We start from the raw sequence: 24,520 nt of genomic DNA, 5'->3' as shown, positions 1-24,520 counted from the left end.
CTCTTCCGTCGTGCGCAATGCCATGGGCCTTGACCGAGAAGGCTTCAGATCACCGGGGGAAGGTGAGATGCGGAAGAGCGGTTGGTACTGCACGGTCGACTTCGATCCATGGCAGCCCCACCTCCTCCAGCCGGTCCCCCTTGGGGGATGACGTGTCGTCGGGACTGAGAGCGACGCTTCTGCGTGCTGCCCCGACCAGCGGCCAAGACTATCAGCCGACCGACGGCCAATCCTTTACTTTGCCCGTTCCATACGCGTTCTATGCTCGCGGGATGGGAGAAATTCTTGCTCTGGTCGAGGCCCGGTTGCTGACGGCCCTCGGTGAACCGGACGCGCGCGCCGCGGTGACGTTTCTCGGCACGGACCGGATCGAGGTGCTCCGCTTCGTCGACGGCGACGTGGTGCGCTACGCCACGCTCGGCATGTCCGCCCAGCCGATGGCCGACCCGACCGCGGTCCTCGCGGACCCGGTGAAGGGGCCGCGCGCCGAGCTGGTCCTCTCGGTGCGCGCCGGGCTCGCCGACACCGACAAGGTGCTGCGCCCGCTCGCCGTGCTGGCGGCCTCCCCGCAGGTCGAGGGGCTGGTGGTGACGCCGGGCGCCTCGCTGGACGTCGGCGAACCGCTGTGGCCCGGGGCGCCGTTCAGCTCGGTACTGGTCGCGGAGCCGGGCGGTCTGGTCGAGAACCTGGAGCCGGGCGGGGGGATGGATCCGGTGATGTTCCTGCCGCTGCTGCCGATGACGCCCAACGAGGCCGCGTGGAAGCGGGTCCGGGGCGCGCAGGAGCTCCAGGAGCGGTGGCTCTCGCACGGCACGGACCTGCGCGACCCACTGCGCGGTTCGGTGCCGCTGGACTGATCCCGGGCTTCCGGCCCGGGGGCCGGGACTTCGGCCCGGTGGGGGCGTGCGGACCGATCCCGGGTCTCCGGTCCGAGGCATCCGGGCCCAGGTCTCCGGCCCCGGGCTTCCGGCCCGGTCCGGCGTGGGCCGGTGCGGGGTGGACGGCGGGTCAGTCGGCGAAGGCCGCGACCCCGTCCTCGGTGGCGTGCTTCGGTTCCAGCACCTCCGCCTCGTGGATCAGCGCCGTACGCCGGACCCGGACCACGAGCGCGCCGACGACGGCCGCGATCGCGGCGACCACGAACGGGACGTGGACGTTGCTCCACTCCTCGATCTTCGGGGCGAGGTACGGGGCGGCGGCAGCGGCGAACCAGCGGACGAAGTTGTACCCCGCGCTCGCCACCGGGCGCGGCGCGTCCGAGACGCCGAGTGCCAGCTCCGTGTAGACGGTGTTGTTCATGCCGATGAAGGCACCGGAGACGATCGTGCAGACGATGGCGGCGGTGTGGTTGCCGTACCCCAGGACCAGCAGGTCGACGGCGAGCAGCACCAGCGAGGCGCCGAGCACTTTCAGCGAGCCGAAGCGCTTCTGGAGCCGCGGGGCGACGAGCACCGAGAAGACCGCGAGCAGCAGGCCCCAGGCGAAGAAGACCGCGCCGGACTTGTACGGCGTCATGTCCAGCACGAACGGGGTGAACGCCAGGATCGTGAAGAACGCGTAGTTGTAGAAGAACGCCGAGGCCGCGACCGAGGCCAGACCGCCGTGGCCGAGGGCCTTGACCGGGTCCAGCAACGAGGTCTTCCGGGCGGGCCTGGGCTGCTCCTTCAGGAACGCGGTGATGCAGATGAAGCCGATCGCCATCAGCGCGGCCGTGCCGAAGAACGGGTAGCGCCAGCTGGCGTCGCCGAGCAGCGCCCCGAGCAGCGGTCCGCACGCCATGCCGAGGCCGAGCGCCGACTCGTAGAGCAGGATCGCCGCCGCGCTGCCGCCGGCCGCCGCGCCGACGATCACGGCGAGCGAGGTCGACACGAAGAGCGCGTTGCCCAGCCCCCAGCCGGCCCGGAAGCCGACGAGTTCGCCGACGGACGTGGAGGTGCCGGAGAGCGCCGCGAAGACGACGACGAGCGCCAGACCGGCCAGCAGCGTCTTGCGGCCGCCCAGTCGGCTGGAGACGAAGCCGGTGACGAGCATCGCCACGGCGGTGATCAGGAAGTACGAGGTGAAGAGGAGGGACACCTGGCTGGGCGTCGCCTCCAGGCCCTTGGCGATGGACGGAAGAATCGGGTCCACCAGGCCGATTCCCATGAACGCGACCACGGAGGCGCCCGCCGTGGCCCAGACGGCCTTCGGTTGGCGCAGGATGCTGCCCGCGCCCTGATCGAACGGATCCTCTCCCTGCATGGATCTCCTCGCTCTCCACTAGGTCGTTGCAGTGTGCACAGAATAAGTTAGATAGACTAATGAGTGCAAGTTACATCTAAATCTGCCGGTGAGGGCCGCGCTACGGACGGGTGATCGTCCTTGACGCGGCGACGGTCCTGGAGGACCGTTGGTCGCTATGAGGGGCGAACCCAGTTGCCCGAAGTGTGGAGGCCGGGTCAGGGCACCCGGTCTCTTCGCCGACACCTGGCAGTGCACCCTGCACGGCAGCGTGCAGCCGCTGCAGCCGGTCGTCCCGCCCAGCGTGGAAGCGCTGGGAGCGGTGGTGCGCCGGGCCCAGGTGCCGGTGTGGATGCCCTGGCCGCTGCCGGTGGGCTGGCTGTTCACCGGCGTGGCGAGCGCGGGCGACGACCGCAGCGGCGGTCGCGCCACCGTCGTCGCCTGCTCCGGCCCCGGCCCCGTCGGCGGCATCGGCGAGCTGCTGCTCGTCACCGAGGAGCTCGGACTCGGCCTCGGTGCGCGGTACGCCGGGATCGAGGGCCCCGACCCCGGCCCCCACCTGGAGGTCGACGGCCCGCCCGACGTCAAGGTGCTCGCGGCAGGCCGCCCCACCCCGCTCTGGCACGTCAAGGGCGCCCCCGAGGACCGCGCGGTCTTCGCGGGCGAGGCGCGCGGGCTCTGGCTCTGGGCGGTCGTCTGGCCCGAGCAGTCCGGCCTCCTGATGTACGACGAGCTGGTGCTCGCCGATCTGCGCGAGGCCGGGGGGGAGATGGACCTCGTGCCGTGCGGGGCGCTCACACCGCGCCTGCTCGACACACCCTGAACGTCGGCACGGCCCCGGGGCCCGACGCGCCCTGAGCGCGGACCGCTGCCCAGGGCGCGCGTCCGGGCCGCCCGGGGCGTACGCCGGAGCCGTCCCGGCGGGTGCCGCCCCGTGCCCGCCCGGCCCCGGCCGGGGGGTGTTCGAACGCCGGTTATCCTTGAACGTCCCCCTTGTCCGGCCCCGAGCACTGGAGTATGCGTCGTGCGCATCGACCTGCACACCCACTCCACCGCTTCGGACGGCACGGACACCCCCGCCGAGCTGGTGCTGGGCGCCGCCGCCGCGGGGCTGGACGTCGTCGCGCTCACCGACCACGACACCGTGCGCGGCCACGCCGAGGCGATCGCCGCCCTCCCCGACGGGCTCACGTTCGTCACCGGCGCCGAGCTCTCCTGCCGACTGGACGGGGTGGGTCTGCACCTGCTGGCGTACCTCTTCGATCCCGACGAGCCCGAGCTGGCCCGCGAACGCGAACTGGTCCGGGACGACCGGGTGCCGCGCGCCCGCACCATGGTGGGCAAGCTCCAGGAGCTCGGCGTGCCGGTCGAATGGGACCGGGTCGCGAGGATCGCCGGGGACGGATCGGTCGGCAGGCCGCACATCGCCACCGCGCTCGTCGAGCTCGGCGTCGTCGAGACCGTCTCCGACGCCTTCACGCCGCAGTGGCTCGCCGACGGCGGGCGCGCCTACGCCGAGAAGCACGAACTCGACCCCTTCGACGCGATCCGACTGGTCAAGGCCGCCGGGGGCGTCACCGTCTTCGCCCACCCGGCCGCCGCCAAGCGCGGCCGGGTGCTGCCCGAGTCGTCGATCGCGCGGCTCGCCGCCGCCGGCCTCGACGGCATCGAGGTCGACCACATGGACCACGACGAGCCGACCCGGGCCGGGCTGCGCGGCCTCGCCCGCGAACTGGGGCTGCTGACGACCGGGTCCAGCGATTACCACGGCAGCCGCAAGACCGTCGGGCTCGGCGAGTACACCACCGACCCCGAGATCTACGGCGAGATCACCCGGCGCGCCACGGGGGCCTTCCCGGTGCCGGGCGCCGGCGGACTCCGCACCGCGTAACGGCACGCGCGGGGACGTACGGCTCCGCCCGCCCCCGCGTACCGCTGTCCGTATCACTTACACGTTTCACTCGCGCGCGTCCGGCTGCCCCCGCGGCCCCGCCGGTGCGCCCTTCCCTCTCGTTTCTCTCTTCTCGCAAGGCTCACTGTGTTCGACGTCGCCGTCTTCGGATCCCTTTTTCTCACGCTTTTTGTGATTATGGATCCCCCGGGCATCACCCCGATCTTCCTCGCCCTCACCGCGGGCCGCCCCGCCCGGATGCAGCGCCGGATGGCGCTCCAGGCGGTCGCCGTCGCCTTCGGCGTGATCGCGGTCTTCGGTGTGCTCGGCCAGCAGATCCTCGACTACCTGCACGTCTCCGTACCCGCCCTGATGATCGCGGGTGGACTCCTCCTGCTGCTGATCGCGCTCGACCTGCTCACCGGCAAGACCGACGAGCCGACGCAGACCAAGGACGTCAACGTGGCGCTCGTACCGCTGGGCATGCCGCTGCTCGCCGGCCCCGGCGCGATCGTCTCGGTGATCCTGGCGGTGCAGCACGCCGACAGCGTGGGCAGCCAGATCTCGGTCTGGTCGGCGATCGTCGCGATGCACATCGTGCTCTGGCTGACCATGCGCTACTCGCTGCTGATCATCCGGGTCATCAAGGACGGCGGGGTCGTGCTGGTGACCCGGCTCGCCGGAATGATGCTCTCCGCCATCGCCGTGCAGCAGATCATCAACGGCGTCACCCAGGTCGTCCAGAACTCCTGACCGCCCCGGCCGGAACCACGGCGCCCCCGTACGGACCTTCCGTACGGGGGCGCTTCGTCTTTGGGCGTCGTAGAGCGCTACGAAGCCGAGGATTCGGCCGGGCGGATGTAGATGCGCTGGCCCACGGCTGCGGCCTGCTGCACGATCCGGTTGACGGAGGCGGCGTCCACGACGGTGCTGTCCACGGCGGTACCGTCGACGTCGTCGAGTCGCATGATCTCGAAGCGCATATGGCTTCCCTTCGTCTGATCCTCCTGCTGGAGAACTACTGGGAGGACGGGTGGCCCGTCCGCAAGGATGTGAGCGCCCGACACCGCTGTCCCGCGCTCACAGGAGGTACAACGGCTTGCCCCTTGCAAACATTCCCTACGCTAAGGAAATTTTTTGGATGTCTAAGTATCAGCAGGTCACCGAGCACGAACCGGTGACGAGGTCCATGACGAGGCCCGAATGAACGAGGCAGAGATCGGCGAGCGCCTGGACCGCACCAACGGGCTGCTCCAGCGGGTGCTCGCCGAGGTGTCGAAGACCCCCTCGACCCACGCCATCTTCGTGGACGCGGGCTATGTGTACGCCGCGGCCGGACTGCTCGTCACCGGCACCGAGGACCGCCGCTCCTTCGACCTCGACGCGGAAGGGCTGATCGAGGCCTTCATCGACAAGGCCCGGACGATCTTCGCGGACAGCCGACTGCTGCGCGTGTACTGGTACGACGGAGCCCGGCGGCGCATCCACACCGCCGAGCAGCAGTCCATCGCCGAACTCCCCGACGTCAAGGTCAGACTCGGCAACCTCAACGCCAACAACCAGCAGAAGGGCGTGGACTCGCTCATCCGCACCGACCTCGAATCGCTCGCCCGGCACCGGGCCATCAGCGACGCGGCCCTGGTCGGCGGCGACGAGGACCTGGTCTCGGCGGTGGAGGCCGCACAGGGCTACGGGGCCCGGGTGCACCTGTGGGGCATCGAGGCGGGGGAGGGGCGCAACCAGGCCGAACCGCTGCTCTGGGAGGTCGACAGCCAGCGCACCTTCGACCTGGACTTCTGTCGCCCGTACGTCACCAGACGCCCCGTCACCACCTACGAGGACGACGCCCCCGTGCCCTCGCGCGAGGACGTCCGCTTCGTCGGCGCGCAGATCGCCGCGACCTGGCTGGCCGCCCGGGGCCGCGAGTCGCTCGCCGACCTGCTGCCGGGCCACCCGTATCTGCCGGGCTCCGTCGACCAGGACCTGCTGGTCGAGGCCGAACGGCTGCTCCAGCGGTCGCTGCGCGGCCACGCACAGCTGCGACGGGCGCTGCGGGACGGCTTCTGGCAGCACCTGCAGGCGCAGTACTGAGGCCGAGGGGCCGGTTCGCGGCTTGAACCCGTGGGCCTGCTCGTGGGGCCGGGGCTGCCGGAGGTCCGTTCGCGGGGCCTCCGGCAGCGCGCGGTACGGGCCCTACAGACCGTTCCAGAACGCGACGAGCGCGGCGGCCGTCTCCTGCGGGCGGTCCGTGTTGGGCGAGTGCTCGGCGCCCGCGATCCGGGTGCGCCGGGCGTTCAGCCGGGTCGCCATCTCGTCGAGCAGCGGCACCGGCCAGACGTCGTCGCGCTCGCCGGAGAGCACATGGAGCGCCAGCCCCGCGGCGGCCAGTTCGGCCACCCGGTCCGGCTCGGTGGCCAGCTGGCGGCCGGTGGCGATCAGCTGGGCGGGCCGGTGGCGCAGCCAGCGCCGGCGCAGATCCTCGCCGTCCGTCGCCGCGTCCTCCGGCGGGTCGAAGGCGCGCATCGCGTCCCACACCTGGTCCATGGTCAGCGTCGCGAGCGCGTCGCCGAGCATCTTCACCTTGAGCTGCTGGGCCTCGACGACCTCGGCGGGCCCCGACGACATGAGGGTCAGCGAACGGAACGGCGAGGCGTCGAGCAGCACGGCGGCGCGGGCGATCTGCCCGCCGAGGGAGTGCCCCAGCAGGTGCACACCGCCCTCACCGGCTTCGAGCGCGGCGGCCTGCGCGAGCACATCACGGGCCAACTCGGCCTGCTCGTAAGACTCCTGACGGTCCGTCCCCTCGCTCTCGTACTGGCCCCGGCCGTCCACGGCGACGGTTCGGTACCCGGCGGCCGAGAGCGGTTCGAGGAGCGCGACGAAGTCCTCCTTGCTGCCCGTGTAGCCGGGCAGCAGGAGTGCGGTGCCCCGTACGGTTCCGGACGGCGGGGCGTCCAGCACGGCGAAGTCGCCGCGCGCGGTACGCAACTGGTGGGCGTGGGCGCAGGGGGGCGGGGTGAAGGTGTGCGGCCGGCTCATGGGACGAGGGTAGGGCCTCTTGTCCGGATCATGCCGGACCGGGGGCGGGGTCCGGTGACGGGCCGCGCGACAGGAAGGCCGCGCGGCCCGGCCGTGCCACCGGACCTTCCAGGGCACGTGCGCGGGGAACCTGTGCCCCCGAGCGTCCGAGTCCCGGAACGCCGCTGTCCCCGGGCGCCGGTGTGCGGGAACGCCGGACGGGCCCGAGGGAATCCCTCGGGCCCGTCCGGCGAAACGTGCCCCCGTGTCAGGGGCCGGGCTCAGCCCTCGGCCTTCGTGGCGGTCGCCCGCGGCGCCCGCCGCCTGCGCGGCTTCGTCTCGGCCTCGGCGGCCGGGGCCTCCTGGACCGCCGTCTCCGCGGCCGGCTTGGCGGCCGCACGGGTGCGGCGGCGCGGCTTGGTCTCCGGCCGGGGCTCGGAGATCGGTGCGATCTGGAAGTCGACCTCGTCCTCGGCCGGCTTGACGACCCGGGCGCGGCGGCGCGGCCTGGTGACCGTCTTCGCCTCGGCCACCGGCTCGGAGATCGGCGCGATCTGGAAGTCGACCTCGTCCTCGGCCGGCTTCACGACCCGGGCGCGGCGGCGGCGCGGCTTGGTCTCGGCCGGGACCTCGGCGGTCTTCGGACCGGCCTCGGCCACCGCCTCGGCGGGGGCCTGCACCGTGTTCAGCGCGGCCTCGGCCGCGACCTCCGCGGCACCGACACGGGTACGACGACGGCGGCGCGGCGTACGCGGCTCCGCCGGGGCGTCGGAGACCTCGGCGGCCGGGGCCGGCACGGCGGCGACGGACGCGTCGGCGGAGACGACGGCCCCGCCCCGGGTGCGACGGCGCTGGCGCGGCGTGCGCGGCGCACGCTCCTCACGCGCGGCGGGCGCGGCGGCGGACTTGCGACCGCGGCCACCCGTCTCGCCGAGGTCCTCGACCTCCTCGGCCCGCAGCCCCGCACGGGTCCGTTCGGAGCGCGGCAGGACACCCTTGGTCCCGGCCGGGATGTCGAGCTCCTCGAAGAGGTGCGGCGAGGTGGAGTACGTCTCGACCGGGTCGTTGAAGTCCAGTTCGAGCGCCTTGTTGATCAGCTGCCAGCGCGGGATGTCGTCCCAGTCGACCAGCGTGATCGCGATGCCCTTGGCACCGGCCCGGCCGGTGCGGCCGATGCGGTGGAGGTACGTCTTCTCGTCCTCCGGCGACTGGTAGTTGATGACGTGGGTCACGCCCTCGACATCGATGCCGCGCGCCGCGACGTCGGTGCAGACGAGCACGTCCACCTTGCCGTTGCGGAACGCGCGCAGCGCCTGCTCGCGGGCGCCCTGGCCGAGGTCGCCGTGGACCGCGCCGGAGGCGAAGCCGCGCCGGTCCAGCTGCTCGGCGATGTCGGCCGCCGTGCGCTTGGTGCGGCAGAAGATCATCGCCAGCCCGCGGCCGTTGGCCTGCAGGATGCGGGAGACCATCTCCGGCTTGTCCATCGAGTGCGCCCGGTAGACGTGCTGCGAGATGTTCGCGACGGTCGCGCCCTCGTCGTCGGGCGAGGTGGCGCGGATGTGCGTCGGCTGCGACATGTAGCGGCGCGCGAGACCGATGACGGCGCCCGGCATGGTGGCCGAGAACAGCATCGTCTGGCGCGTCTGCGGAAGCATGGTGATGATCTTCTCGACGTCGGGCAGGAAGCCCAGGTCGAGCATCTCGTCGGCCTCGTCGAGCACCAGCGCGCGGACGTGCGAGAGGTCGAGCTTGCGCTGTCCTGCCAGGTCGAGCAGCCGGCCCGGGGTGCCGACGATCACGTCGACGCCCTTCTTCAGGGCCTCCACCTGCGGCTCGTAGGCACGGCCGCCGTAGATCGCCAGCACGCGGACGTTGCGCACCTTGCCGGCGGTCAGCAGGTCGTTGGTCACCTGCTGGCAGAGCTCACGGGTGGGGACGACGACCAGTGCCTGCGGCGCGTCGGTCAGCTGCTCGGGCCGGGCCCGGCCCGCCTCGACGTCCGCGGGGACGGTGACGCGCTCCAGCAGCGGCAGCCCGAAACCGAGGGTCTTGCCGGTGCCGGTCTTGGCCTGGCCGATGACATCGGAGCCGGAGAGCGCGACGGGGAGCGTCATCTCCTGGATGGGGAACGGGGACACGATGCCGACGGATTCGAGGGCCTCGGCGGTCTCGGAAAGAATCCCGAGTTCTCGGAACGTAGTCAGGGTGCTGCCTCTTCTGTGAGACGCGGTCCGAGGCGAACGATGGGGGTCGTACCGTGCCGGGGTTGGTCATCCGGCCGCGGATGGGCCGGGTGGCGCGGGACCACTGCCGTCGCTCGAGCGCTCGTGCCGCTGAGGGGGCCCCTCATCTGCGGTCGTACGGTGTCGCACGACCCGCGCGGAGGGCTGTCGGGTCGGAGCCGATCGGGCCACCGACCGGGCATCCTCATTCTTTTCACCATTTTTTGCGCCGTAAGCACATCCAAAATACTCAGTAGACGCAATACCACTGTACCCCGGATTCGCGCATGTGTGTTGGGCGAATTCATCGGAACGGTGTGATGTCGCGTACCGGCCGGGCCCTTACGCACCCCGTCGGGCGGGCTATTCTGCGGTCCATGGAGACGCCTGACAACGCCACTGAAACCCCTGAACCCACTGGTGAACCCACCGGGATCGCCGCCCAGGACTGGGCCACCGCGTCCGCGGAGCCGCAGTACCGGGCCGCGGTCGTGGACCTGCTGGGAGCACTCGCGTACGGGGAGCTGGCGGCCTTCGAGCGACTTGCCGAGGACGCCAAACTCGCGCCGACCCTGGCCGACAAGGCGGAGCTGGCGAAGATGGCCTCCGCCGAATTCCACCACTTCGAGCGGCTGACCGACCGGCTGACCGCGATCGAGGTGGAGCCGACCGGCGCGATGGAGCCGTTCGCCAAGGCGCTCGACGACTTCCACCGCCAGACCGCGCCGTCGGACTGGCTGGAGGGACTGGTCAAGGCGTACGTGGGCGACTCCATCGCCAGTGACTTCTACCGCGAGGTCGCCGTCCGGCTCGACTCGGACACCCGCTCCCTCGTCCTCGCCGTGCTCGACGACACCGGGCACGGCAACTTCGCCGTCGAGAAGGTGCGCGCCGCGATCGAGGCCGACCCGCGCGTCGGGGGCCGGCTCGCGCTGTGGGCGCGCCGGCTGATGGGCGAGGCGCTCTCCCAGGCCCAGCGGGTGGTGGCCGACCGCGACGCGCTGTCGACGATGCTGGTCGGCGGCGTGGCGGACGGCTTCGACCTGGCGGAGGTGGGCCGGATGTTCTCCCGGATCACCGAGGCGCACACCAAGCGCATGGCCGCGCTGGGGCTCGCCGCGTAGCAGGACGGTCACCGGGGCCGGAAGCGCGGCCCCGGTACCGGCTCCCGCCGGGGCCGGAACGTCGGGAACGGCCCCGGGAACGGGACGGCACCGCTCAGGCCGCCGCCGACCGGCTCAGACCGTGATTGCGGGGACGGACCAGCAGCGAGAGCGTCACCGCGCCGATCAGCACCGCGCCGATCAGCGTGGCCACACCATGACCCGGGCCCAGCACCGAGTGCGTGAGGAACGTGCCGAACAGGGCTCCCAGGGCGCCGGTGGTGAGGACGACGCGGCGGGGCGGGAGCCGGTGGGACAGAGAACGGAGCGCCAACCAGGCGAGGGCGAGTCCGAGCACGACGGCACCGAGCGGTTCCAGGATCACAGATGATCACCTCGCGAGCGGCGGGGCGGGTAAATCGGTCGTTAGCGGTCCTACCCGAAGGGTGCGGAATGCAATCCTCCTACGGGACAGCCCTTGGGGCCGGGTTCGCACAGAAATCGCCTGCTGGACGCATGTGCGGACAGATCAGGCCGACTGCGGACCGACCACGGCCGCGACAACGGGCAGCGGCCCGGCGGGAATCCCGCCGGGCCGCTGCCTCGATCACCGCTTCGACGTGCCTACAGCGCGCCGAACCCCACCCGACGCGTGGTGGGCTCGCCGATCTCCACGTACGCGATCCGGTCGGCCGGCACCAGGACCTTGCGGCCCTTGTCGTCCGTGAGGCTGAGCAGCGGCGCCTTGCCGGTGAGAGCTTCGGCGACCGTGCTCTCGACCTCTTCGGCGGTGAGCCCGCTCTCCAGAACGATCTCCCGGGGGGCGTGCTGCACCCCGATCTTGACCTCCACGGCTATGTCCCTCCGACGGTCAGTCCCTGCGCGGTGAACCGCGCCGTACGCAGCACACATTAGCCCGCTGCGGGGAACCCTCAGTGGTCGACGGGGAACGCCCGCAGCGAACACGGACGACGGCCGTCGCCCGGGTCCGGGCTCAGTGCTGGTCGATGCCGTGCAGCGGGAAACCCGCGATGCCCCGCCAGGCCAGCGAGGTGAGCAGCTGGACCGCGGTGTCGCGCGGGACGGGGGACTGGCTGGAGAGCCAGTAACGGGCGACCACCTGGGACACCCCGCCCAGGCCGACCGCGAGCAGCATGGACTCGTCCTTGGACAGCCCAGTGTCACCGGCGATGACGTCGGAGATCGCCTCCGCGCACTGCAACGACACCCGGTCCACGCGCTCGCGCACCGCGGGCTCGTTGGTCAGGTCGGACTCGAAGACCAGCCGGAACGCGCCGCCCTCGTCCTCGACGTAGGCGAAGTACGCGTCCATCGTCGCGGCGACGCGCAACTTGTTGTCGGTCGTCGACGCCAGTGCCGTACGGACCGCCTGGAGGAGCGCCTCGCAGTGCTGGTCGAGCAGGGCCAGATAGAGCTCCAGCTTGCCCGGGAAGTGCTGGTAGAGCACCGGCTTGCTGACTCCGGCCCGCTCGGCGATGTCGTCCATCGCGGCGGAGTGGTAGCCCTGGGCCACGAAAACTTCCTGCGCGGCGCCCAGCAGCTGATTGCGTCGGGCGCGGCGGGGCAGGCGAGTACCCCTCGGGCGCGCCGCCTCGGTCTGCTCGATGGCTGTCACGCCGCCTCCCAAATTTGTGATCGAACACAGCCTTTCCGTGCACGCTGCGCCGTACAGCCATCGTACTTTTGGGTAACCCGGCTGTGCGCGGCGCGGACGCAGAATTTCACGGACCGGACGACTGCGGTAGCCACAGATTCGACGATCGATGAGACAAAGCAGGTCGTATCAGCGGTAATCGTCCTCATCCTGTGTGACAACACGGGCCTGTTCCGCGGCATCGGCCTCGTTGGCACTGGTCCGGTCGATGTCCGTGAGCGGTTCGTCGCGGCGTTGCTGGAGATCGGTGCGCTGCTCGGCGGCGTCCGCCCGGGGCGTCTCCTGGTCCGGTTCGTCCGGCTGAACGTCCTCGAAGGTCTCCGGGTCGCTGGGGTCGACCGTCATGGGGCCTCCCTTCCTCGCTTCGAGCGTAGAAGCTGGACCCCCGGGCCGCTACGCGGTCTGTGACGGCGAACACATGAATCGGGGTGTGATCGTCTCGTAACATTGCCGCATGTCTTCGACCGAGCTGCCGGGAGTCCGTGCCGTCGTCGCCGCGGCGCCGCCCGCGGGGGGCGCCGCGAAGGTCGCGGAGGGGGAGGAACTGCGCTCAGTCGCGCTGCCGGGACTGACGATGACCGTGCGGTCCCGGCCGCCGGAGCGCGCCGGTCTGCCGCCCGCGCTCTTCGTGCACGGGCTCGGCGGCTCCTCGCAGAACTGGTCGGCCCTGATGCCGCTGCTCCAGGACGTGGTCGACGGAGAGGCCGTCGACCTGCCCGGCTTCGGCTGCTCGCCGCCCCCGGACGACGGGAACTACTCGGTCACCGGGCACGCCCGTGCCGTGATCCGGCTCCTCGACGCCGGGGAACGGGGGCCGGTGCATCTGTTCGGCAATTCGCTGGGCGGCGCCGTCGCCACCCGGGTCGCCGCGGTCCGGCCCGACCTGGTGCGCACCCTCACTCTCGTCTCGCCCGCGCTGCCCGAGATCCGGGTGCAGCGGTCCGCCGTGCCGACGGGCCTGCTGGCGCTGCCGGGCGTGGCCGCCCTGTTCGCCCGGATGACCAGGGAGTGGACCGCGGAGGAGCGCACCCGCGGCGTCATGGCGCTCTGCTACGGCGACCCGTCGCGGGTCTCCGAGGCGGGCTTCCGCGAGGCGGTGGCCGAAATGGAGCGCCGGATGGAGCTGCCGTACTTCTGGGACGCGATGGCGCGCTCGGCACGTGGCATTGTCGATGCGTACACGCTCGGCGGCCAGCAGGGACTGTGGCGCCAGGCCGAGCGGGTGCTCGCCCCGACCCAGCTCGTCTACGGCGGACGGGACCAGCTCGTCTCCTGCCGGATGGCGCACAAGGCGGCCGCGGCCTTCCGCGACGCCCGGCTGCTGACCCTGCCCGACGCGGGGCACGTGGCGATGATGGAGTACCCGGAGGCGGTCGCCCAGGCCTTCCGGGAATTGCTCGACGAATGCGGCGGGAGCTGATCCGGGGCGTGGGACGACACAGCCGAAAAGGCCCCAAGCCCTCGGGGTCCGGCACCGGGGCCGCCGCCGTCGACCCGGGCGGCGACCACGAGGCCGTCAGTACCGGCCCCGGCACCGGGCGGCGCCGAAGGGCGGCGGACGCCCCCACCGGTACGGAGGGGCGCGCCCCGTTCCAGCAGACCGGCCACGTCCGCGGCGGTCACCCCGAACAGCGGGAGCCCGGCGGCGGCTGGGGGACCGGTCCGCAGCCGCGGTACCCCGAGCAGGTCCACGGCCCCCCGGCGCCGCAGCGGACGGCGCCCCCACAGCAGCCTCCGGCCGACACCCGGCCGCTGATACCGGGGCCGCGGCGCGAGTTCGTCGAAGCCTTCGACACCCCGCCCGCACCGCGTGGACCGGTCGTCCCGCCGGCCCGCCCGGCCGATCCGTACGCCTCGGTCGGTGCGTGGGACGAACGGCCGCCCGGCGACGAGACCGATGCGCCGGAGTCCGGCAAGGACGACAAGGACGGCAGGGGCGGCAGGGGTCGCACCTTCACCGGCATCGCGGCCGCCGCGGTGACCACGGTGCTGGCCGTGGTCGTGGCCGGTCAGGTCGCCCAGGACCGCGACGGCGGGAGCACGGCCGCGCAGTCCCCGGGCGTCGAACGGGACGGCACCGACGGCGCCTCCCGCTCGGACGACCGGTCCACCCCGAAGCCGGCGCAGGCCAAGCCGCTCTCGTACGAACAGAAGATGGCCCGCGCCTATCCGCTCGACCCCCGGCTCAAGGGGTCCGGGAAGTTCGAGACGGTGCCGGGCACGGCGAAGGCGCCGGGGCGCGGGCGCACCTACCGCTACCGGATAGACGTCGAGAAGGGCCTCGGCCTGGACGCCGCGCTCTTCGCCAGGGCCGTGCAGGAGACCCTCAACGACGACCGCAGCTGGGCGCACGACGGGGCGATGACCTTCGAGCGGGTCTCCTCCGGGAAGACCGATTTCGTGATCACCCTGGCCAGCCCCGGGACCACCGGCGTCTGGTGCGCGAAGTCCGGCCTGGACACCACGCAGGACAACGTCTCGTGCGACTCCGCCGCGACCGAGCGCGTCATGATCAACGCCTACCGCTGGGCCCAGGGGTCGTCGACCTTCGGTCCGGACAAACTCTTCGCCTACCGCCAGATGCTGATCAACCATGAGGTCGGCCACCGGCTGGGTCACAACCATGTGAGTTGCCGCACGCCCGGCACCCTCGCCCCGGTGATGCAGCAGCAGACCAAGTCCCTGGACATCGACGGGGTCAAGTGCCGCCCCAACGCCTGGGTGCACCCGGGCAGTTGACCCCGAAGGGGGTGGGCCCGTGAAGACACCGGGCCGCCTCCGACGTGGGTGCGGGTTCCGCCGTCGTCCGCGCGGGCGGCACTTCCGCGTCCATGCGCTGTCCGAATGGTGAGATCGGAGTCTCGAATTACGTTGACATCGGTCCGAGCGGTGATCCATATTTCTCGGCATGTCACACAGCCCCGTCACCCCCGAGCGCCCAGCCATAGAGCTGGCGCTCATCGGCGTGACCGGGCACAGTGTCGCCGACATCCACTGTTGCTGACGCCTGCCCGAGCGCGCGTCCGCCCGCCGTCCGAGCCCCCACGGGCCGGGACGGCCACGCACGACCGCCGCGCCCGGCGCACCTTGCCCGCAGGCGCGGCAGTGCGGTGTTTCCGGCCGGTCCTCCCCATGACGACCCGACCCGACCGCCCTCGTCCCTGCCTGCGGAATCCTTCGATCCGTTTCACCGGGCAGTACTCCGAGAGGTCACCTTCCGATGCGTCAACCGTCCGTCATATCGCGCCGCGTGGCAGCGGCCACCGCAGTAATCGTCGTGGCAGCGGGTGCCGCGGCCTGCGGACCCGAGGACAGCAAAGGCGGCGGCGGGAACTCCGGCGCGGCGGGCAAGCCCCAGAAGGGCGGCACCCTCACCGTCCTGAACAGCAAGCCGCAGGACGACTTCGACCCCGCACGGCTCTACACCTCCGGCGGCGGCAACATCCCCTCCCTCGTCTTCCGCACGCTCACCACCCGCAACCGCGAGGACGGGGCCGCCGGTGCGAAGGTCGTCCCCGACCTCGCGACCGACCTGGGCACCCCCAGCAAGAACGCCACCGTGTGGACGTACACCCTCAAGGACGGCCTGAAGTACGAGGACGGCACCGCGATCACCAGTGCCGACATCAAGTACGGCATCGAGCGCTCCTTCGCCGCCGAACTCTCCGGCGGCGCGCCCTATCTGAGGGACTGGCTGATCGGCGGCGCCGACTACCAGGGCCCGTACAAGGACAAGAAGGGCCTCGACTCGATCGAGACGCCCGACGCGAAGACGATCGTCTTCCACCTCAACAAGCCGGAGGGCGAATTCCCCTTCCTGGCCACGCAGACCCAGACGACCCCGGTGCCCAGGGCCAAGGACAAGGGCACCAAGTACGAGGAGCACCCGATCTCCTCGGGCCCGTACAAGGTCGTCAAGAACGAGGGCGACGGCGAACGCCTGGTCCTGGAGCGCAACCCGCACTGGTCGGAGGCGACCGACGAGGAGCGCAAGGCGTACCCCGACCGGATCGAGGTGCGCTCCGGGCTCGACTCCGCCGTCATCAACCAGCGCCTGTCCGCCTCCCAGGGCGCCGACGCCGCCGCCGTCACCACCGACACCAACCTGGGCCCGGCCGAACTCGCCAAGGTCACCGGCGACAAGAAGCTCGCCGCCCGCGTCGGCACCGGCCACTTCGGCTACACCAACTACATCGCCTTCAACCCGAAGGTGAAGCCGTTCGACAACCCGAAGGTGCGCCAGGCGATCTCGTACGCCGTCGACCGCTCCTCCGTGGTCAACGCGGCCGGCGGCTCCTCGCTCGCCGAGCCCGCCACCACCTTCCTGCCCAACCAGGCGGCCTTCGGGTACACGCCGTACGACCACTTCCCGGCGGGCAAGTCGGGCAACCCGGCCAAGGCCGAGGAACTGCTGAAGGAGGCCGGTTACCCCAAGGGCCTGACCGTCACCCTCACGCACTCCAACGACAAGGACTTCGCCACGAGCCCGGAGATCGCCACCGCGATCCAGGAGGCGCTGAAGAAGGCCGGCATCACCGTCAAGCTCCAGGGCCTGGAGAGCAACGACTACTCCGACACGGTCTACAACGTGAAGAGCGAGCCCGGCTTCTTCCTCGGCGGCTGGGGCGCCGACTGGCCGTCCGGCGGCCCGTTCTTCGCGCCGATCTTCGACGGGCGCCAGATCGTCAAGTCCGGCTACAACTTCAACTCCGGCCAGCTGAACGACCCCGCGGTCAACAAGGAGATCGACGAGATCAACAAGCTGACCGACCTGGACGCCGCCGCGAAGCGCTGGGGCGCGCTCGACAAGAAGGTCGGCGAGCAGGCCCTGACCGTGCCGCTGTTCCACCCGGTCTACAAGCGCCTGTACGGCCAGTCCGTCAAGAACGTCGTGATCAGCGACTGGACCGGCGTGCTCGACGTCTCGCAGGTCGCGGTCAAGTAACCATGGCCGACGCAATTCCGGCCGGGGAGGCGGGGGCCGTCGCGGCCCCCGCCTCCGGGGCCCATCCGTTCTGGCGGCGGCTGCGCGCCCGGCGCTCGGCGCTCGTGGCGGCGGCCGTCGTCGCCCTGCTGGTCCTGGCCGCGCTCGCCGCCCCGCTGCTCGCGGGCATCGAGGGCCAGGACCCCACCACGTACCACCCGGACCTCGTCGACTCCGCCACCGGCGGGGTGCCGATCGGCTCCTTCGGCGGCATGAGCGCCGAGCACTGGCTCGGCGTCGAACCGCTCACCGGACGCGACCTGTTCGCCCGCGTCGTGTACGGCGCCCGGGTCTCGCTCGGCGTCGCACTGGCCGCCACCCTGCTCCAGGTGGTCATCGGGGTCGTCGTCGGTCTCGCGGCCGGGCTCGGCAACCGCTTCGTCGACCAGGCGCTGAGCAGGGTCACCGACGTCGTGGTCGCGCTGCCCGTCATGGTGATCGCGCTCGGCGCGCTGGCCGTCGTCCCGGCGAGCTTCCCGCGCCCGGTCCTGATCGCGGTCGTCATCGGCCTGGTCGGCTGGTCCGGCATCTCCAAGATCGTGCGCGCCCAGACGCTCGCCCTGAAATCGCTCGACCACGTCGCTGCCGCCCGGCTCAGCGGCTGGGGCTCCTGGCAGATCGCCCGGCGCGAACTGCTGCCCGCCCTGGCCGCCCCCGTCATCACGTACGCCGTGCTGCTCTTCCCCGGCAACATCGTCGTCGAGGCGGCCCTGTCCTTCCTCGGCGTCGGCATCAAGCCGCCCACCCCCTCCTGGGGACAGATGCTCAGCGACGCCGACACCTGGTACCAGGCGGCCCCCGCCTATCTGCTGATCCCCGCCCTGCTGCTCTTCGTCACCGTGCTGGCGCTGACCGTCCTCGGCGAGGGCGTACGCACCGCGCTCGACCCGCGCGCCGAGTCCCGGCTGCGGGTCGGCACCGGCCGGAAACGGGCCGGCACGGGACGGAAGGGGGCCGGGACGGGCGCAGGCACCGGGACCGGCACCGGACGCGAGAAGGAGGCTGCCGCGTGAAGTGGTTCCTGCTCAGGCGCCTCGGCGGGGCGCTCTTCGTACTGCTCGCCCTCAGCATCCTCGTCTACGCGGCCTTCTACGTCGCGCCCGGCAACGTCGCGCAGATCGCCTGCGGTCCGCGCTGCTCGCCCGCGCAGGTGGCGCAGGTCAGCGAACAGCTGAACCTGGGCGACCCGCTGTACGTGCAGTACGCGCACTTCCTCCAGGGGCTCTTCACCGGCCGCGACTACTCGACCGGGACCGGCGTGCTGCACTGCCAGGCCCCCTGCCTGGGGCTCTCCTACCAGAGCGACCAGCAGGTCACCGAACTGATCCTGGCCAAGCTCCCGGCCACCGCCTCGCTCGCCGTCGGCGCCTTCGTGCTGTGGATGCTGCTCGGGGTCGGCACCGGGCTGCTCTCGGTGTGGCGGCGCGGCCGTCCGACCGAGCGCATCCTCACCTGGATCACCCTGGCCGGCATGGCCACCCCGGTCTTCGTCATCGGGCTGCTGCTGATCATCATCACGGTCACGGCGCTCCAGATCCTGCCGTTCCCCGACTACGTGCCGTTCACCGAGGACCCGGAGCAGTGGGCCTGGAACCTGCTGCTGCCCTGGATCTCCCTGGCCCTGGTGTCCGCCGCCCCGTACGCCCGGATGACCCGGGCCTCGATGCTGGAGACCCTGGCCGAGGACCATGTGCGCACCTTCCGGGCGTACGGGGTCGGCGAGCGGGCGATCGTCGGCCGGCACGCGCTGCGCGGCGCGCTGGCTCCGGTGATCGCGCTCGGCGCGTTGGACATCGGCTCGATGTTCGGCGGCGCCGTCCTCACCGAGTCGCTCTTCGGGATTCCCGGCGTCGGCCGGGAACTCGTCGACGCCGTGAAGCACGTGGACCTTCCGGTGGTCGTCGGCCTGGTGCTCGTCACCGGGTTCTTCGTCGTCCTCGCCAATACCGTCGCCGACATCCTGCAGGCGATGGCCGACCGACGGGTGGTGCTGGCATGAGCCTGGTCGAAGTCTCCGGTCTCTCGATCTCGTTCGGCGACGTGCGCGCCGTGGCGGACCTGTCGTTCTCGCTGGAGGCCGGTGGCGCGCTCGGCGTGGTCGGCGAGTCCGGCTCCGGCAAGAGCGCCTCGGCGTACGCCCTGCTCGGCCTGCACCGGGGGACCGGTGCCGAGGTCGGCGGCTCGGTGCGGGTCGCGGGCGTGGACGTGAACGCGGCGGACGACGCGGAACTGCGGGCGCTGCGGGGGGCGAAGGCCGCGATGGTCTTCCAGGACCCGCTGTCCTCGCTCGACCCGTACTACGCGGTGGGCGACCAGATCGCCGAGGTGTACCGGGTGCACAACCGGGCCTCCCGCCGGGCGGCGCGGGCGCGGGCCGTGGAGGTGCTGCACCGGGTCGGGATCCCCGACGCGGCGCGGCGTTCCCGGTCCCGGCCGCACGAGTTCTCCGGCGGGATGCGGCAGCGGGCGCTGATCGCGATGGCCCTGGCCTGCGAGCCCCAGCTGCTGATCGCCGACGAGCCGACGACCGCCCTGGACGTCACCGTCCAGGCCCAGATCCTGGACCTGCTGCACGAGCTGCGGCGGGAGACGGGCATGGGGCTGCTGCTGGTCACGCACGACGTGGGCGTGGCGGCGGAGTCGGTGTCCGAGGTGCTCGTGATGCAGTCGGGACGGGAGGTGGAACGGGGGCCGGTGGGCGAGGTGCTCGTGGCGCCGCGCGAGCCGTACACGCGGGCGCTGCTGGCGGCGGTGCCGCGGGTGACGGAGCCGCGGATGCCGTCCGCTGTGGGTGCCGCGGTGGCTTCGGGCGGCGTGGGTCCCGCGGTGGCTTCGGGCGCTGAAGGCACTGTGAAGGCCGCGGGCGCCGTGGTGGCTTCGGATGCCTCCGGTGCTCCGGGGGAGGCGTCCGGGGCGTCCGGCGTGGGGGACGTGCTCGTCGAAGCCGTCGACGTGCGGCAGGTGTTCGGCCGGGGGAAGTCCGCCTTCGCGGCCGTCGACGGCGTCTCCCTCACCGTCCGCCGCGGCGAGACCCTCGGCATCGTGGGCGAGAGCGGCAGCGGCAAGACCACCCTCGGGCGGATGCTCGTCGGGCTGCGGGAACCCACCTCGGGCCGGCTCACCCGCCGGGCCCGGGTGCAGATGGTCTTCCAGGACCCCGTCTCCTCCCTCAACCCGCGCCGTTCGATCGGCGAGTCGGTCGCCGACCCGCTGCGGGCCGCCGGGGAGCGCGACGAGGCCGCGATCGGGGCCCGGGTGCGGGACCTGCTGACCCGGGTCGGCCTCGACCCGGACAACTACGACCGCTACCCGCACGAATTCAGCGGCGGGCAGCGCCAACGCGTCGGCATCGCACGGGCGTTGGCCGCCGAACCGGATCTGGTCGTCTGCGACGAGGCCGTCTCCGCGCTCGACGTGACGACCCAGGCCCAGGTGACCGCCCTGCTGGCCCGGTTGCAGCGGGAGCTGGGGCTCGCCCTGGTCTTCATCGCCCACGACCTGGCCGTCGTACGTCAGGTCAGCGACCGGGTCGCGGTCATGCGGCAGGGCCGGATCGTCGAGGAGGGCGAGGTGGACGAGGTCTACGGGAACCCCCGGGACCCGTACACCAAGCAGCTCCTGGCGGCCGTTCCCGCGCTCGACCCGGCGCTCGCGGCGGTGCGCCGTGCGGCCCGCAAGGAGCTGGCCGCCGCCTGACTCTGAGTGACGAAACACCCCCTCTGAGAGGCGAAACGCCCTCGGGGCGGGAAAGTTACGCCGGTTCACCCCTTCCGGTGGCGCGACGGACGACCGTCCGTCGCGCCACGGGCGTATCCGCTTACGGTCTTTCCGCTGTGAGTCGCCGTGTCAACGGTGGCCGTCCACAAGGCAGATCGGAGGTGTGCTCGTGCGGATCGGAATCCTCACCGAGGGTGATTACCCGTACCCGAATGGTGAGTCGGGACTCTGGTGCGATCGTCTGGTGCGCGGAATCGCGCAGCACGAGTTCGATCTCTTCGCGCTCAGCCGCTCCGCCGAGCAGGAGGCGCGGGGCTGGGTCCCGCTCCCGATGCAGGTCAGCCGGGTGCGGACGGCGCCGATGTGGACCGCCGACGAGGACGGTCCGGGCACCCGCGCTCCCGGGGGGCTGTTCGGCCGGATGCGGTCGGGCGGGGGCGCACGCCCGTACGGACGGCGCGAACGGCGGCGCTTCACGGCGCACCTGACGGCTCTCGCGACCTCCGTCTGCACGGCCTCCGGCGGCACGGCCGGCGGGACGCGGGGCGAGGGCGAGGGCGGTGCCGCAGGTGCGGGAGGCATCGGCGGGACGGGCGCGGGGCGGCCGGCCGGCGGCGATGCGGACGAGCGGTTCGCGCAGGGCCTGTACGGGCTCGCCGAACTGGCCCGCGAGCACGGCGGACTCGCCGCGGCGCTCCGCTCCGAGACCGCCGTGCGGATTCTGGAAGCGGCCTGCCACGCCCCCGGGGCCGGGCGCACCGTCCAGACCGCCGCCGTCCCCGACCTGCTCGTCTTCGCCCGGGAGCTCGGCCGGGCGCTGCGCCCGCTCTCGCTCGACTGGTACGACGAGGAGAGCCTCGGCGCGGTCGACCTCTGCCACGCGACGTCCGGCGGCGCCGCCGCGCTGCCGGGGCTGCTGGCCAAACGCTTCTTCGGGGTGCCCCTGCTGGTCACCGAGTACGGCGTACGGCTGCGGGCGCACCACCTCGCCGCGGCCGGCACCGGATCGAGTGCGCCGGTGCGCGCCCTGCTCGCCAACTTCCACCGGCTGATCGCCGCCGAGGTGTACCGGCAGGCCGCGATCGTCACCCCCGGCGACACCCACGCCCGCCGCTGGCAGGAACGGTGCGGGGCCGGGCGCGAGAAGCTGCGCACCGTCCACCCCGGCATGGAGTGCGACCGCTTCGCGGCGCTGGGGGAGAGCGGCGACGGCGGTCCGGACGACACCCTGGTCTGGGTCGGCCGGATCGAGCCGGCCAAGGACCTGATCGCGCTGCTGCACGCCTTCGTGGAGATCCGGAAGTCCGCCCCGGCCGCCCGGCTGCGGATCGTCGGCGCCCCGGCACCGGGACCGGAGGGCGCTGGCTACCTCGCGCACTGCCGGGCGCTCGCCGACCGGCTGTTTCCCGATCGGCCGTTCTCCGACGGGCCGTTCTCCGGCGGGGCGACGGGCACGGACGCCGTCGACGGCCGGCCGGTCTCCTTCGAGGACCCCGGCGAGTTCGGGGCGGCCGACCCCGTGACGACGTACGGGGCGGGCGGGGTCGTCGTCCTCTCCAGCGTGACCGAGGGCTTCCCCACCGGCCTCGTCGAGGCGATGTTCTGCGGCAGGGCCACGGTCTCGACGGACGTCGGCGCGGTCGTCGAAGTCATCGGCGGCACCGGCCTCGTGGTGCCCCCGCGCAATCCCAAGGCACTGGCCGACGCCTGTCTCGCGCTGCTGCGGGACCCCGAGCGGCGCGCACGGCTCGGAGCGGCGGCGCGGGCCCGCGCACTCGAACTCTTCACCGTCGAACAGAATCTCGTGGCATTTCGTGGCATCTACCTGGAGCTGATGGCGCACGCCCCGGTGCGCCGGAAGGCCGAGACGGTGGAGGCCGACGGCGGACCGCGTCCGTTCGCCACCCCGCCCGAGGCACACGTCATGGGCCCGTGGCCGGACCTGTACGCCGCTCCGGCCGGGCGCACGCCGAGCTGGGCCGCCGAGCCCCGGACCGTCTGCGCGGGAGTGCGGGGAGCGGGTGGCACGGATGCGTGAACAGGAGCAGCGGCAGGGGCCGGAGGCGGCCGGGCCGGGGCGCGGCGGGCCGGGAGGGTCCGGCACGGCCGGCGACGAGCACGGAGGAGTCACCATGGGCCGCCCGACCGAGGTGTCCGACGCACCCGTCACACCGGTCACCGGTGGAAGCACGCCGGTCACCGCCGGAAGGGGGAGCACCCGACCCCCGACCGCCGGGACCCGCGTCGCCGAGGCCGAGCCCGGGGCCGGGGCCGGGGCCGAGGTCGAGTCCGGGGTCTGCGAAGCCGGGGCCGGAGCTCTCGTCACCGGGGTCGGAGCCGGAGCCGGGGCCCGCCGGGCTCCCGAGATCGCGGGGGCCACTGCGGCCCGGCGGCCCGGTGCCGCGCGGCGCGGCACCGCCGACCCCGTGAAGTCGCTGATGCACCGGCACCGGCAGCTGTGCGAACGGGCCGTCGACCCGCTGGAGATCGCCGCCGGGCTGGAGGCCCACGGCGTCACCGACCGGGTCGCCGCCCGCTACCGGCACCGCGACGTCTTCTCGCTCGCCGAGGAGCTGTTCGCACGGGTGCCCGGCGCGGCCACGGAGCCCGTGACCCGCCCCGGTGCGCCGGAGCGCGACGTCGAGACGCGCGCCGCCTGGTCGTTCCGCGCCCTGCTGCCGGGGGCGGTCTGCATCGCGACCCTCGACGCCCTCGAACTCACCGAAGGGACGCTCGGAGGACGGGCCCGGATCGCGCTCGCCCTCACCGGCGCGCTCCTCGTGCTCGCCGGACTCGCCCTCGCCCTGCGCGACGGCCCCCTGCGCGCCGAAGGCCGCTCCCCGGTCGCGGCCCGACTGTACGGCTGCTGGCTCCTCGGCTACGTCCTGTACGGCGAACCCCTGATCGACCAGGTGCTCAGCGGCGGCCCCGAAGGCCCCTGGGCGATCACCCCCGCACCGCTGCTGGGGCTGGCCCTCTCGCTCGCCCCGGCCGCCTGGTGCGCCCACCTCTTCTCCGTGCACGCGCACCGCAAACTCCACAGCAGCCGCGCGCTGGAGGAGTTCGCCGCCGGTGTGCGCCCCCTGCTGTTCGGCGCCGTCGCACTCCACCTGTGCGTCCTCACCGGCCTGCTGCACCTCGCCCGCCTCGGGCACGGGGGCGGCGGGGCGTTCGTCGGAGCGGCCGCGCTCGGAGTGCTGCTCCTGCTGGCCCGGCTGCTGACAGTGCACGGCTTCCCCGGACCGGCCACCGCCGCGCTCGCCACCGCCTGCGCCGTCGAGGCCCTGGTGCCCGCCCTGATCCTGGCCGGGAGACTGCCCGGTCTGCACTTCCTGGCCCGCCCCGTCGACGCCCTCGTCGTGGCGGGCGGCACCGGAGCCGTCCCCGCCGTCGCCTGCGGCGTCCCCGCTCTCGGGCTGCTCGTCACCGCCACCGTCCTCCTCCCCCGGGCGTCCGCCCACACCCCCGCCCGAGCCGACGAAAGCGGCACCGCCGGGTGACCACAGCCGCTCCACCCCGTGATCGCCGACCCCGCCCGGTACGAGCGGCACCCGCGATCACCCCCCCCACCACCCCCTTCACCTTTCATACGGACACACGCACGCCCCGCGGAGCCGACGTCGCGGGTCGCTGCCGCGTCACCACATCTCACTTCATCGAGGAGACAACGAACATGACCCCCCAATCCCC

Annotated in this window: 23 protein-coding genes; 15 read left to right on the top strand and 8 right to left on the bottom strand. The window is 72.5% G+C overall.

The window, feature by feature from the left end:
• The first annotated feature begins 272 nt into the window (after window positions 1–272).
• Window positions 273–857: a suppressor of fused domain protein gene (locus ACWCXX_RS15590; protein ID WP_451127336.1), complete on the top strand. Its 585-nt coding sequence runs from the start codon at window positions 273–275 to the stop codon at window positions 855–857.
• A gap of 151 nt (window positions 858–1,008) precedes the next feature.
• Here the strand turns inward: ACWCXX_RS15590 and ACWCXX_RS15585 are convergent, their stop codons facing one another.
• On the bottom strand, window positions 1,009–2,241 hold the full coding sequence (locus ACWCXX_RS15585; RefSeq protein ID WP_451127334.1) for an MFS transporter: 1,233 nt from the start codon (window positions 2,239–2,241) through the stop codon (window positions 1,009–1,011).
• Between the two features lie 157 nt (window positions 2,242–2,398).
• Here ACWCXX_RS15585 and ACWCXX_RS15580 point away from each other — a divergent pair, with 157 nt between their 5' ends.
• From ACWCXX_RS15580 to ACWCXX_RS15570, 3 genes are all read left to right on the top strand, one after another.
• Window positions 2,399–3,043, top strand: coding sequence for a DUF6758 family protein (locus ACWCXX_RS15580; RefSeq protein ID WP_451127332.1), 645 nt, complete (start codon window positions 2,399–2,401; stop codon window positions 3,041–3,043).
• Window positions 3,044–3,244: 201 nt separating this feature from the next.
• A complete protein-coding gene (locus ACWCXX_RS15575) occupies window positions 3,245–4,111 on the top strand; it encodes a PHP domain-containing protein (RefSeq protein WP_451127330.1) in 867 nt (288 codons plus the stop codon).
• Window positions 4,112–4,258: 147 nt separating this feature from the next.
• Window positions 4,259–4,864, top strand: a complete 606-nt coding sequence (locus tag ACWCXX_RS15570; protein ID WP_451127328.1) for a MarC family protein — start codon at window positions 4,259–4,261, stop codon at window positions 4,862–4,864.
• Between the two features lie 77 nt (window positions 4,865–4,941).
• Here the strand turns inward: ACWCXX_RS15570 and ACWCXX_RS15565 are convergent, their stop codons facing one another.
• On the bottom strand, window positions 4,942–5,094 hold the full coding sequence (locus tag ACWCXX_RS15565) for a hypothetical protein (protein ID WP_187438837.1): 153 nt from the start codon (window positions 5,092–5,094) through the stop codon (window positions 4,942–4,944).
• A 220-nt stretch (window positions 5,095–5,314) separates the two neighbouring features.
• Between ACWCXX_RS15565 and ACWCXX_RS15560 the strand changes: the two genes are divergently transcribed.
• Window positions 5,315–6,202: an NYN domain-containing protein gene (locus ACWCXX_RS15560; protein ID WP_451127326.1), complete on the top strand. Its 888-nt coding sequence runs from the start codon at window positions 5,315–5,317 to the stop codon at window positions 6,200–6,202.
• Between the two features lie 102 nt (window positions 6,203–6,304).
• Here ACWCXX_RS15560 and ACWCXX_RS15555 read toward each other — a convergent pair whose 3' ends face one another.
• Entirely contained in the window at window positions 6,305–7,150 is an 846-nt protein-coding gene (locus ACWCXX_RS15555) for an alpha/beta fold hydrolase (RefSeq protein ID WP_451127324.1), read from the bottom strand.
• A 260-nt stretch (window positions 7,151–7,410) separates the two neighbouring features.
• A complete protein-coding gene (locus tag ACWCXX_RS15550) occupies window positions 7,411–9,243 on the bottom strand; it encodes a DEAD/DEAH box helicase (RefSeq protein ID WP_451127407.1) in 1,833 nt (610 codons plus the stop codon).
• Between the two features lie 485 nt (window positions 9,244–9,728).
• Here ACWCXX_RS15550 and ACWCXX_RS15545 point away from each other — a divergent pair, with 485 nt between their 5' ends.
• A complete protein-coding gene (locus ACWCXX_RS15545; RefSeq protein ID WP_451127322.1) occupies window positions 9,729–10,475 on the top strand; it encodes a ferritin-like fold-containing protein in 747 nt (248 codons plus the stop codon).
• Window positions 10,476–10,569: 94 nt separating this feature from the next.
• Here the strand turns inward: ACWCXX_RS15545 and ACWCXX_RS15540 are convergent, their stop codons facing one another.
• The 4 genes from ACWCXX_RS15540 to ACWCXX_RS15525 all read right to left on the bottom strand — a co-directional run bounded on the left by ACWCXX_RS15540 (window position 10,570) and on the right by ACWCXX_RS15525 (window position 12,474).
• Window positions 10,570–10,839, bottom strand: coding sequence for a hypothetical protein (locus ACWCXX_RS15540; RefSeq protein ID WP_451127320.1), 270 nt, complete (start codon window positions 10,837–10,839; stop codon window positions 10,570–10,572).
• Between the two features lie 239 nt (window positions 10,840–11,078).
• Complete coding sequence (locus tag ACWCXX_RS15535) at window positions 11,079–11,306, bottom strand: DUF3107 domain-containing protein (RefSeq protein ID WP_451127318.1); 228 nt, start codon at window positions 11,304–11,306, stop codon at window positions 11,079–11,081.
• 142 nt (window positions 11,307–11,448) lie between these two features.
• Window positions 11,449–12,090 (bottom strand): TetR/AcrR family transcriptional regulator, encoded by a 642-nt coding sequence (locus ACWCXX_RS15530; protein WP_451127316.1) that lies wholly within the window; start codon window positions 12,088–12,090, stop codon window positions 11,449–11,451.
• Window positions 12,091–12,258: 168 nt separating this feature from the next.
• Window positions 12,259–12,474, bottom strand: a complete 216-nt coding sequence (locus tag ACWCXX_RS15525; RefSeq protein WP_451127314.1) for a hypothetical protein — start codon at window positions 12,472–12,474, stop codon at window positions 12,259–12,261.
• Window positions 12,475–12,583: 109 nt separating this feature from the next.
• Here ACWCXX_RS15525 and ACWCXX_RS15520 point away from each other — a divergent pair, with 109 nt between their 5' ends.
• The 9 genes from ACWCXX_RS15520 to ACWCXX_RS15480 all read left to right on the top strand — a co-directional run bounded on the left by ACWCXX_RS15520 (window position 12,584) and on the right by ACWCXX_RS15480 (window position 24,330).
• Complete coding sequence (locus ACWCXX_RS15520) at window positions 12,584–13,549, top strand: alpha/beta fold hydrolase (RefSeq protein WP_451127312.1); 966 nt, start codon at window positions 12,584–12,586, stop codon at window positions 13,547–13,549.
• The gene (locus ACWCXX_RS15515; protein WP_451127310.1) at window positions 13,534–14,868 is read left to right on the top strand and encodes a DUF3152 domain-containing protein; all 1,335 of its coding nucleotides are present in this window, start codon (window positions 13,534–13,536) and stop codon (window positions 14,866–14,868) included. Before ACWCXX_RS15520 ends, ACWCXX_RS15515 begins: the two co-directional genes overlap by 16 nt.
• 169 nt (window positions 14,869–15,037) lie before the next feature.
• A complete protein-coding gene (locus tag ACWCXX_RS15510; RefSeq protein ID WP_451127308.1) occupies window positions 15,038–15,133 on the top strand; it encodes an Ms4533A family Cys-rich leader peptide in 96 nt (31 codons plus the stop codon).
• A gap of 216 nt (window positions 15,134–15,349) precedes the next feature.
• Entirely contained in the window at window positions 15,350–17,074 is a 1,725-nt protein-coding gene (locus ACWCXX_RS15505; RefSeq protein ID WP_451127306.1) for an ABC transporter substrate-binding protein, read from the top strand.
• 2 nt (window positions 17,075–17,076) lie between these two features.
• Window positions 17,077–18,126, top strand: a complete 1,050-nt coding sequence (locus ACWCXX_RS15500; RefSeq protein WP_451127304.1) for an ABC transporter permease — start codon at window positions 17,077–17,079, stop codon at window positions 18,124–18,126.
• Window positions 18,123–19,112 (top strand): ABC transporter permease, encoded by a 990-nt coding sequence (locus tag ACWCXX_RS15495; protein WP_451127302.1) that lies wholly within the window; start codon window positions 18,123–18,125, stop codon window positions 19,110–19,112. The genes ACWCXX_RS15500 and ACWCXX_RS15495 overlap by 4 nt, the downstream gene beginning before the upstream one ends.
• Window positions 19,109–20,809, top strand: a complete 1,701-nt coding sequence (locus ACWCXX_RS15490) for a dipeptide ABC transporter ATP-binding protein (protein ID WP_451127300.1) — start codon at window positions 19,109–19,111, stop codon at window positions 20,807–20,809. The genes ACWCXX_RS15495 and ACWCXX_RS15490 overlap by 4 nt, the downstream gene beginning before the upstream one ends.
• Window positions 20,810–20,999: 190 nt before the next feature.
• A complete protein-coding gene (locus ACWCXX_RS15485) occupies window positions 21,000–22,868 on the top strand; it encodes a DUF3492 domain-containing protein (RefSeq protein WP_451127298.1) in 1,869 nt (622 codons plus the stop codon).
• 94 nt (window positions 22,869–22,962) lie between these two features.
• Window positions 22,963–24,330: a hypothetical protein gene (locus tag ACWCXX_RS15480; protein WP_451127296.1), complete on the top strand. Its 1,368-nt coding sequence runs from the start codon at window positions 22,963–22,965 to the stop codon at window positions 24,328–24,330.
• The last annotated feature ends 190 nt before the right edge of the window (window positions 24,331–24,520 follow it).

It is taken from the genome of Streptomyces sp. NPDC001732, assembly GCF_053596315.1.
This window is presented reverse-complemented; position numbering and strand designations above follow the sequence as displayed.

Coding starts and splice junctions, on each gene's coding strand:
- ACWCXX_RS15510 (WP_451127308.1), top strand. CDS start 15,038: ATGTCACACAGCCCCGTCACCCCCGAGCGCCCAGCCATAGAGCTGGCG.
- ACWCXX_RS15505 (WP_451127306.1), top strand. CDS start 15,350: ATGCGTCAACCGTCCGTCATATCGCGCCGCGTGGCAGCGGCCACCGCA.
- ACWCXX_RS15590 (WP_451127336.1), top strand. CDS start 273: ATGGGAGAAATTCTTGCTCTGGTCGAGGCCCGGTTGCTGACGGCCCTC.
- ACWCXX_RS15520 (WP_451127312.1), top strand. CDS start 12,584: ATGTCTTCGACCGAGCTGCCGGGAGTCCGTGCCGTCGTCGCCGCGGCG.
- ACWCXX_RS15585 (WP_451127334.1), bottom strand. CDS start 2,241: ATGCAGGGAGAGGATCCGTTCGATCAGGGCGCGGGCAGCATCCTGCGC.
- ACWCXX_RS15550 (WP_451127407.1), bottom strand. CDS start 9,243: ATGACGCTCCCCGTCGCGCTCTCCGGCTCCGATGTCATCGGCCAGGCC.
- ACWCXX_RS15560 (WP_451127326.1), top strand. CDS start 5,315: ATGAACGAGGCAGAGATCGGCGAGCGCCTGGACCGCACCAACGGGCTG.
- ACWCXX_RS15515 (WP_451127310.1), top strand. CDS start 13,534: ATGCGGCGGGAGCTGATCCGGGGCGTGGGACGACACAGCCGAAAAGGC.
- ACWCXX_RS15500 (WP_451127304.1), top strand. CDS start 17,077: ATGGCCGACGCAATTCCGGCCGGGGAGGCGGGGGCCGTCGCGGCCCCC.
- ACWCXX_RS15565 (WP_187438837.1), bottom strand. CDS start 5,094: ATGCGCTTCGAGATCATGCGACTCGACGACGTCGACGGTACCGCCGTG.
- ACWCXX_RS15545 (WP_451127322.1), top strand. CDS start 9,729: ATGGAGACGCCTGACAACGCCACTGAAACCCCTGAACCCACTGGTGAA.
- ACWCXX_RS15555 (WP_451127324.1), bottom strand. CDS start 7,150: ATGAGCCGGCCGCACACCTTCACCCCGCCCCCCTGCGCCCACGCCCAC.
- ACWCXX_RS15525 (WP_451127314.1), bottom strand. CDS start 12,474: ATGACGGTCGACCCCAGCGACCCGGAGACCTTCGAGGACGTTCAGCCG.
- ACWCXX_RS15480 (WP_451127296.1), top strand. CDS start 22,963: ATGGGCCGCCCGACCGAGGTGTCCGACGCACCCGTCACACCGGTCACC.
- ACWCXX_RS15580 (WP_451127332.1), top strand. CDS start 2,399: ATGAGGGGCGAACCCAGTTGCCCGAAGTGTGGAGGCCGGGTCAGGGCA.
- ACWCXX_RS15490 (WP_451127300.1), top strand. CDS start 19,109: ATGAGCCTGGTCGAAGTCTCCGGTCTCTCGATCTCGTTCGGCGACGTG.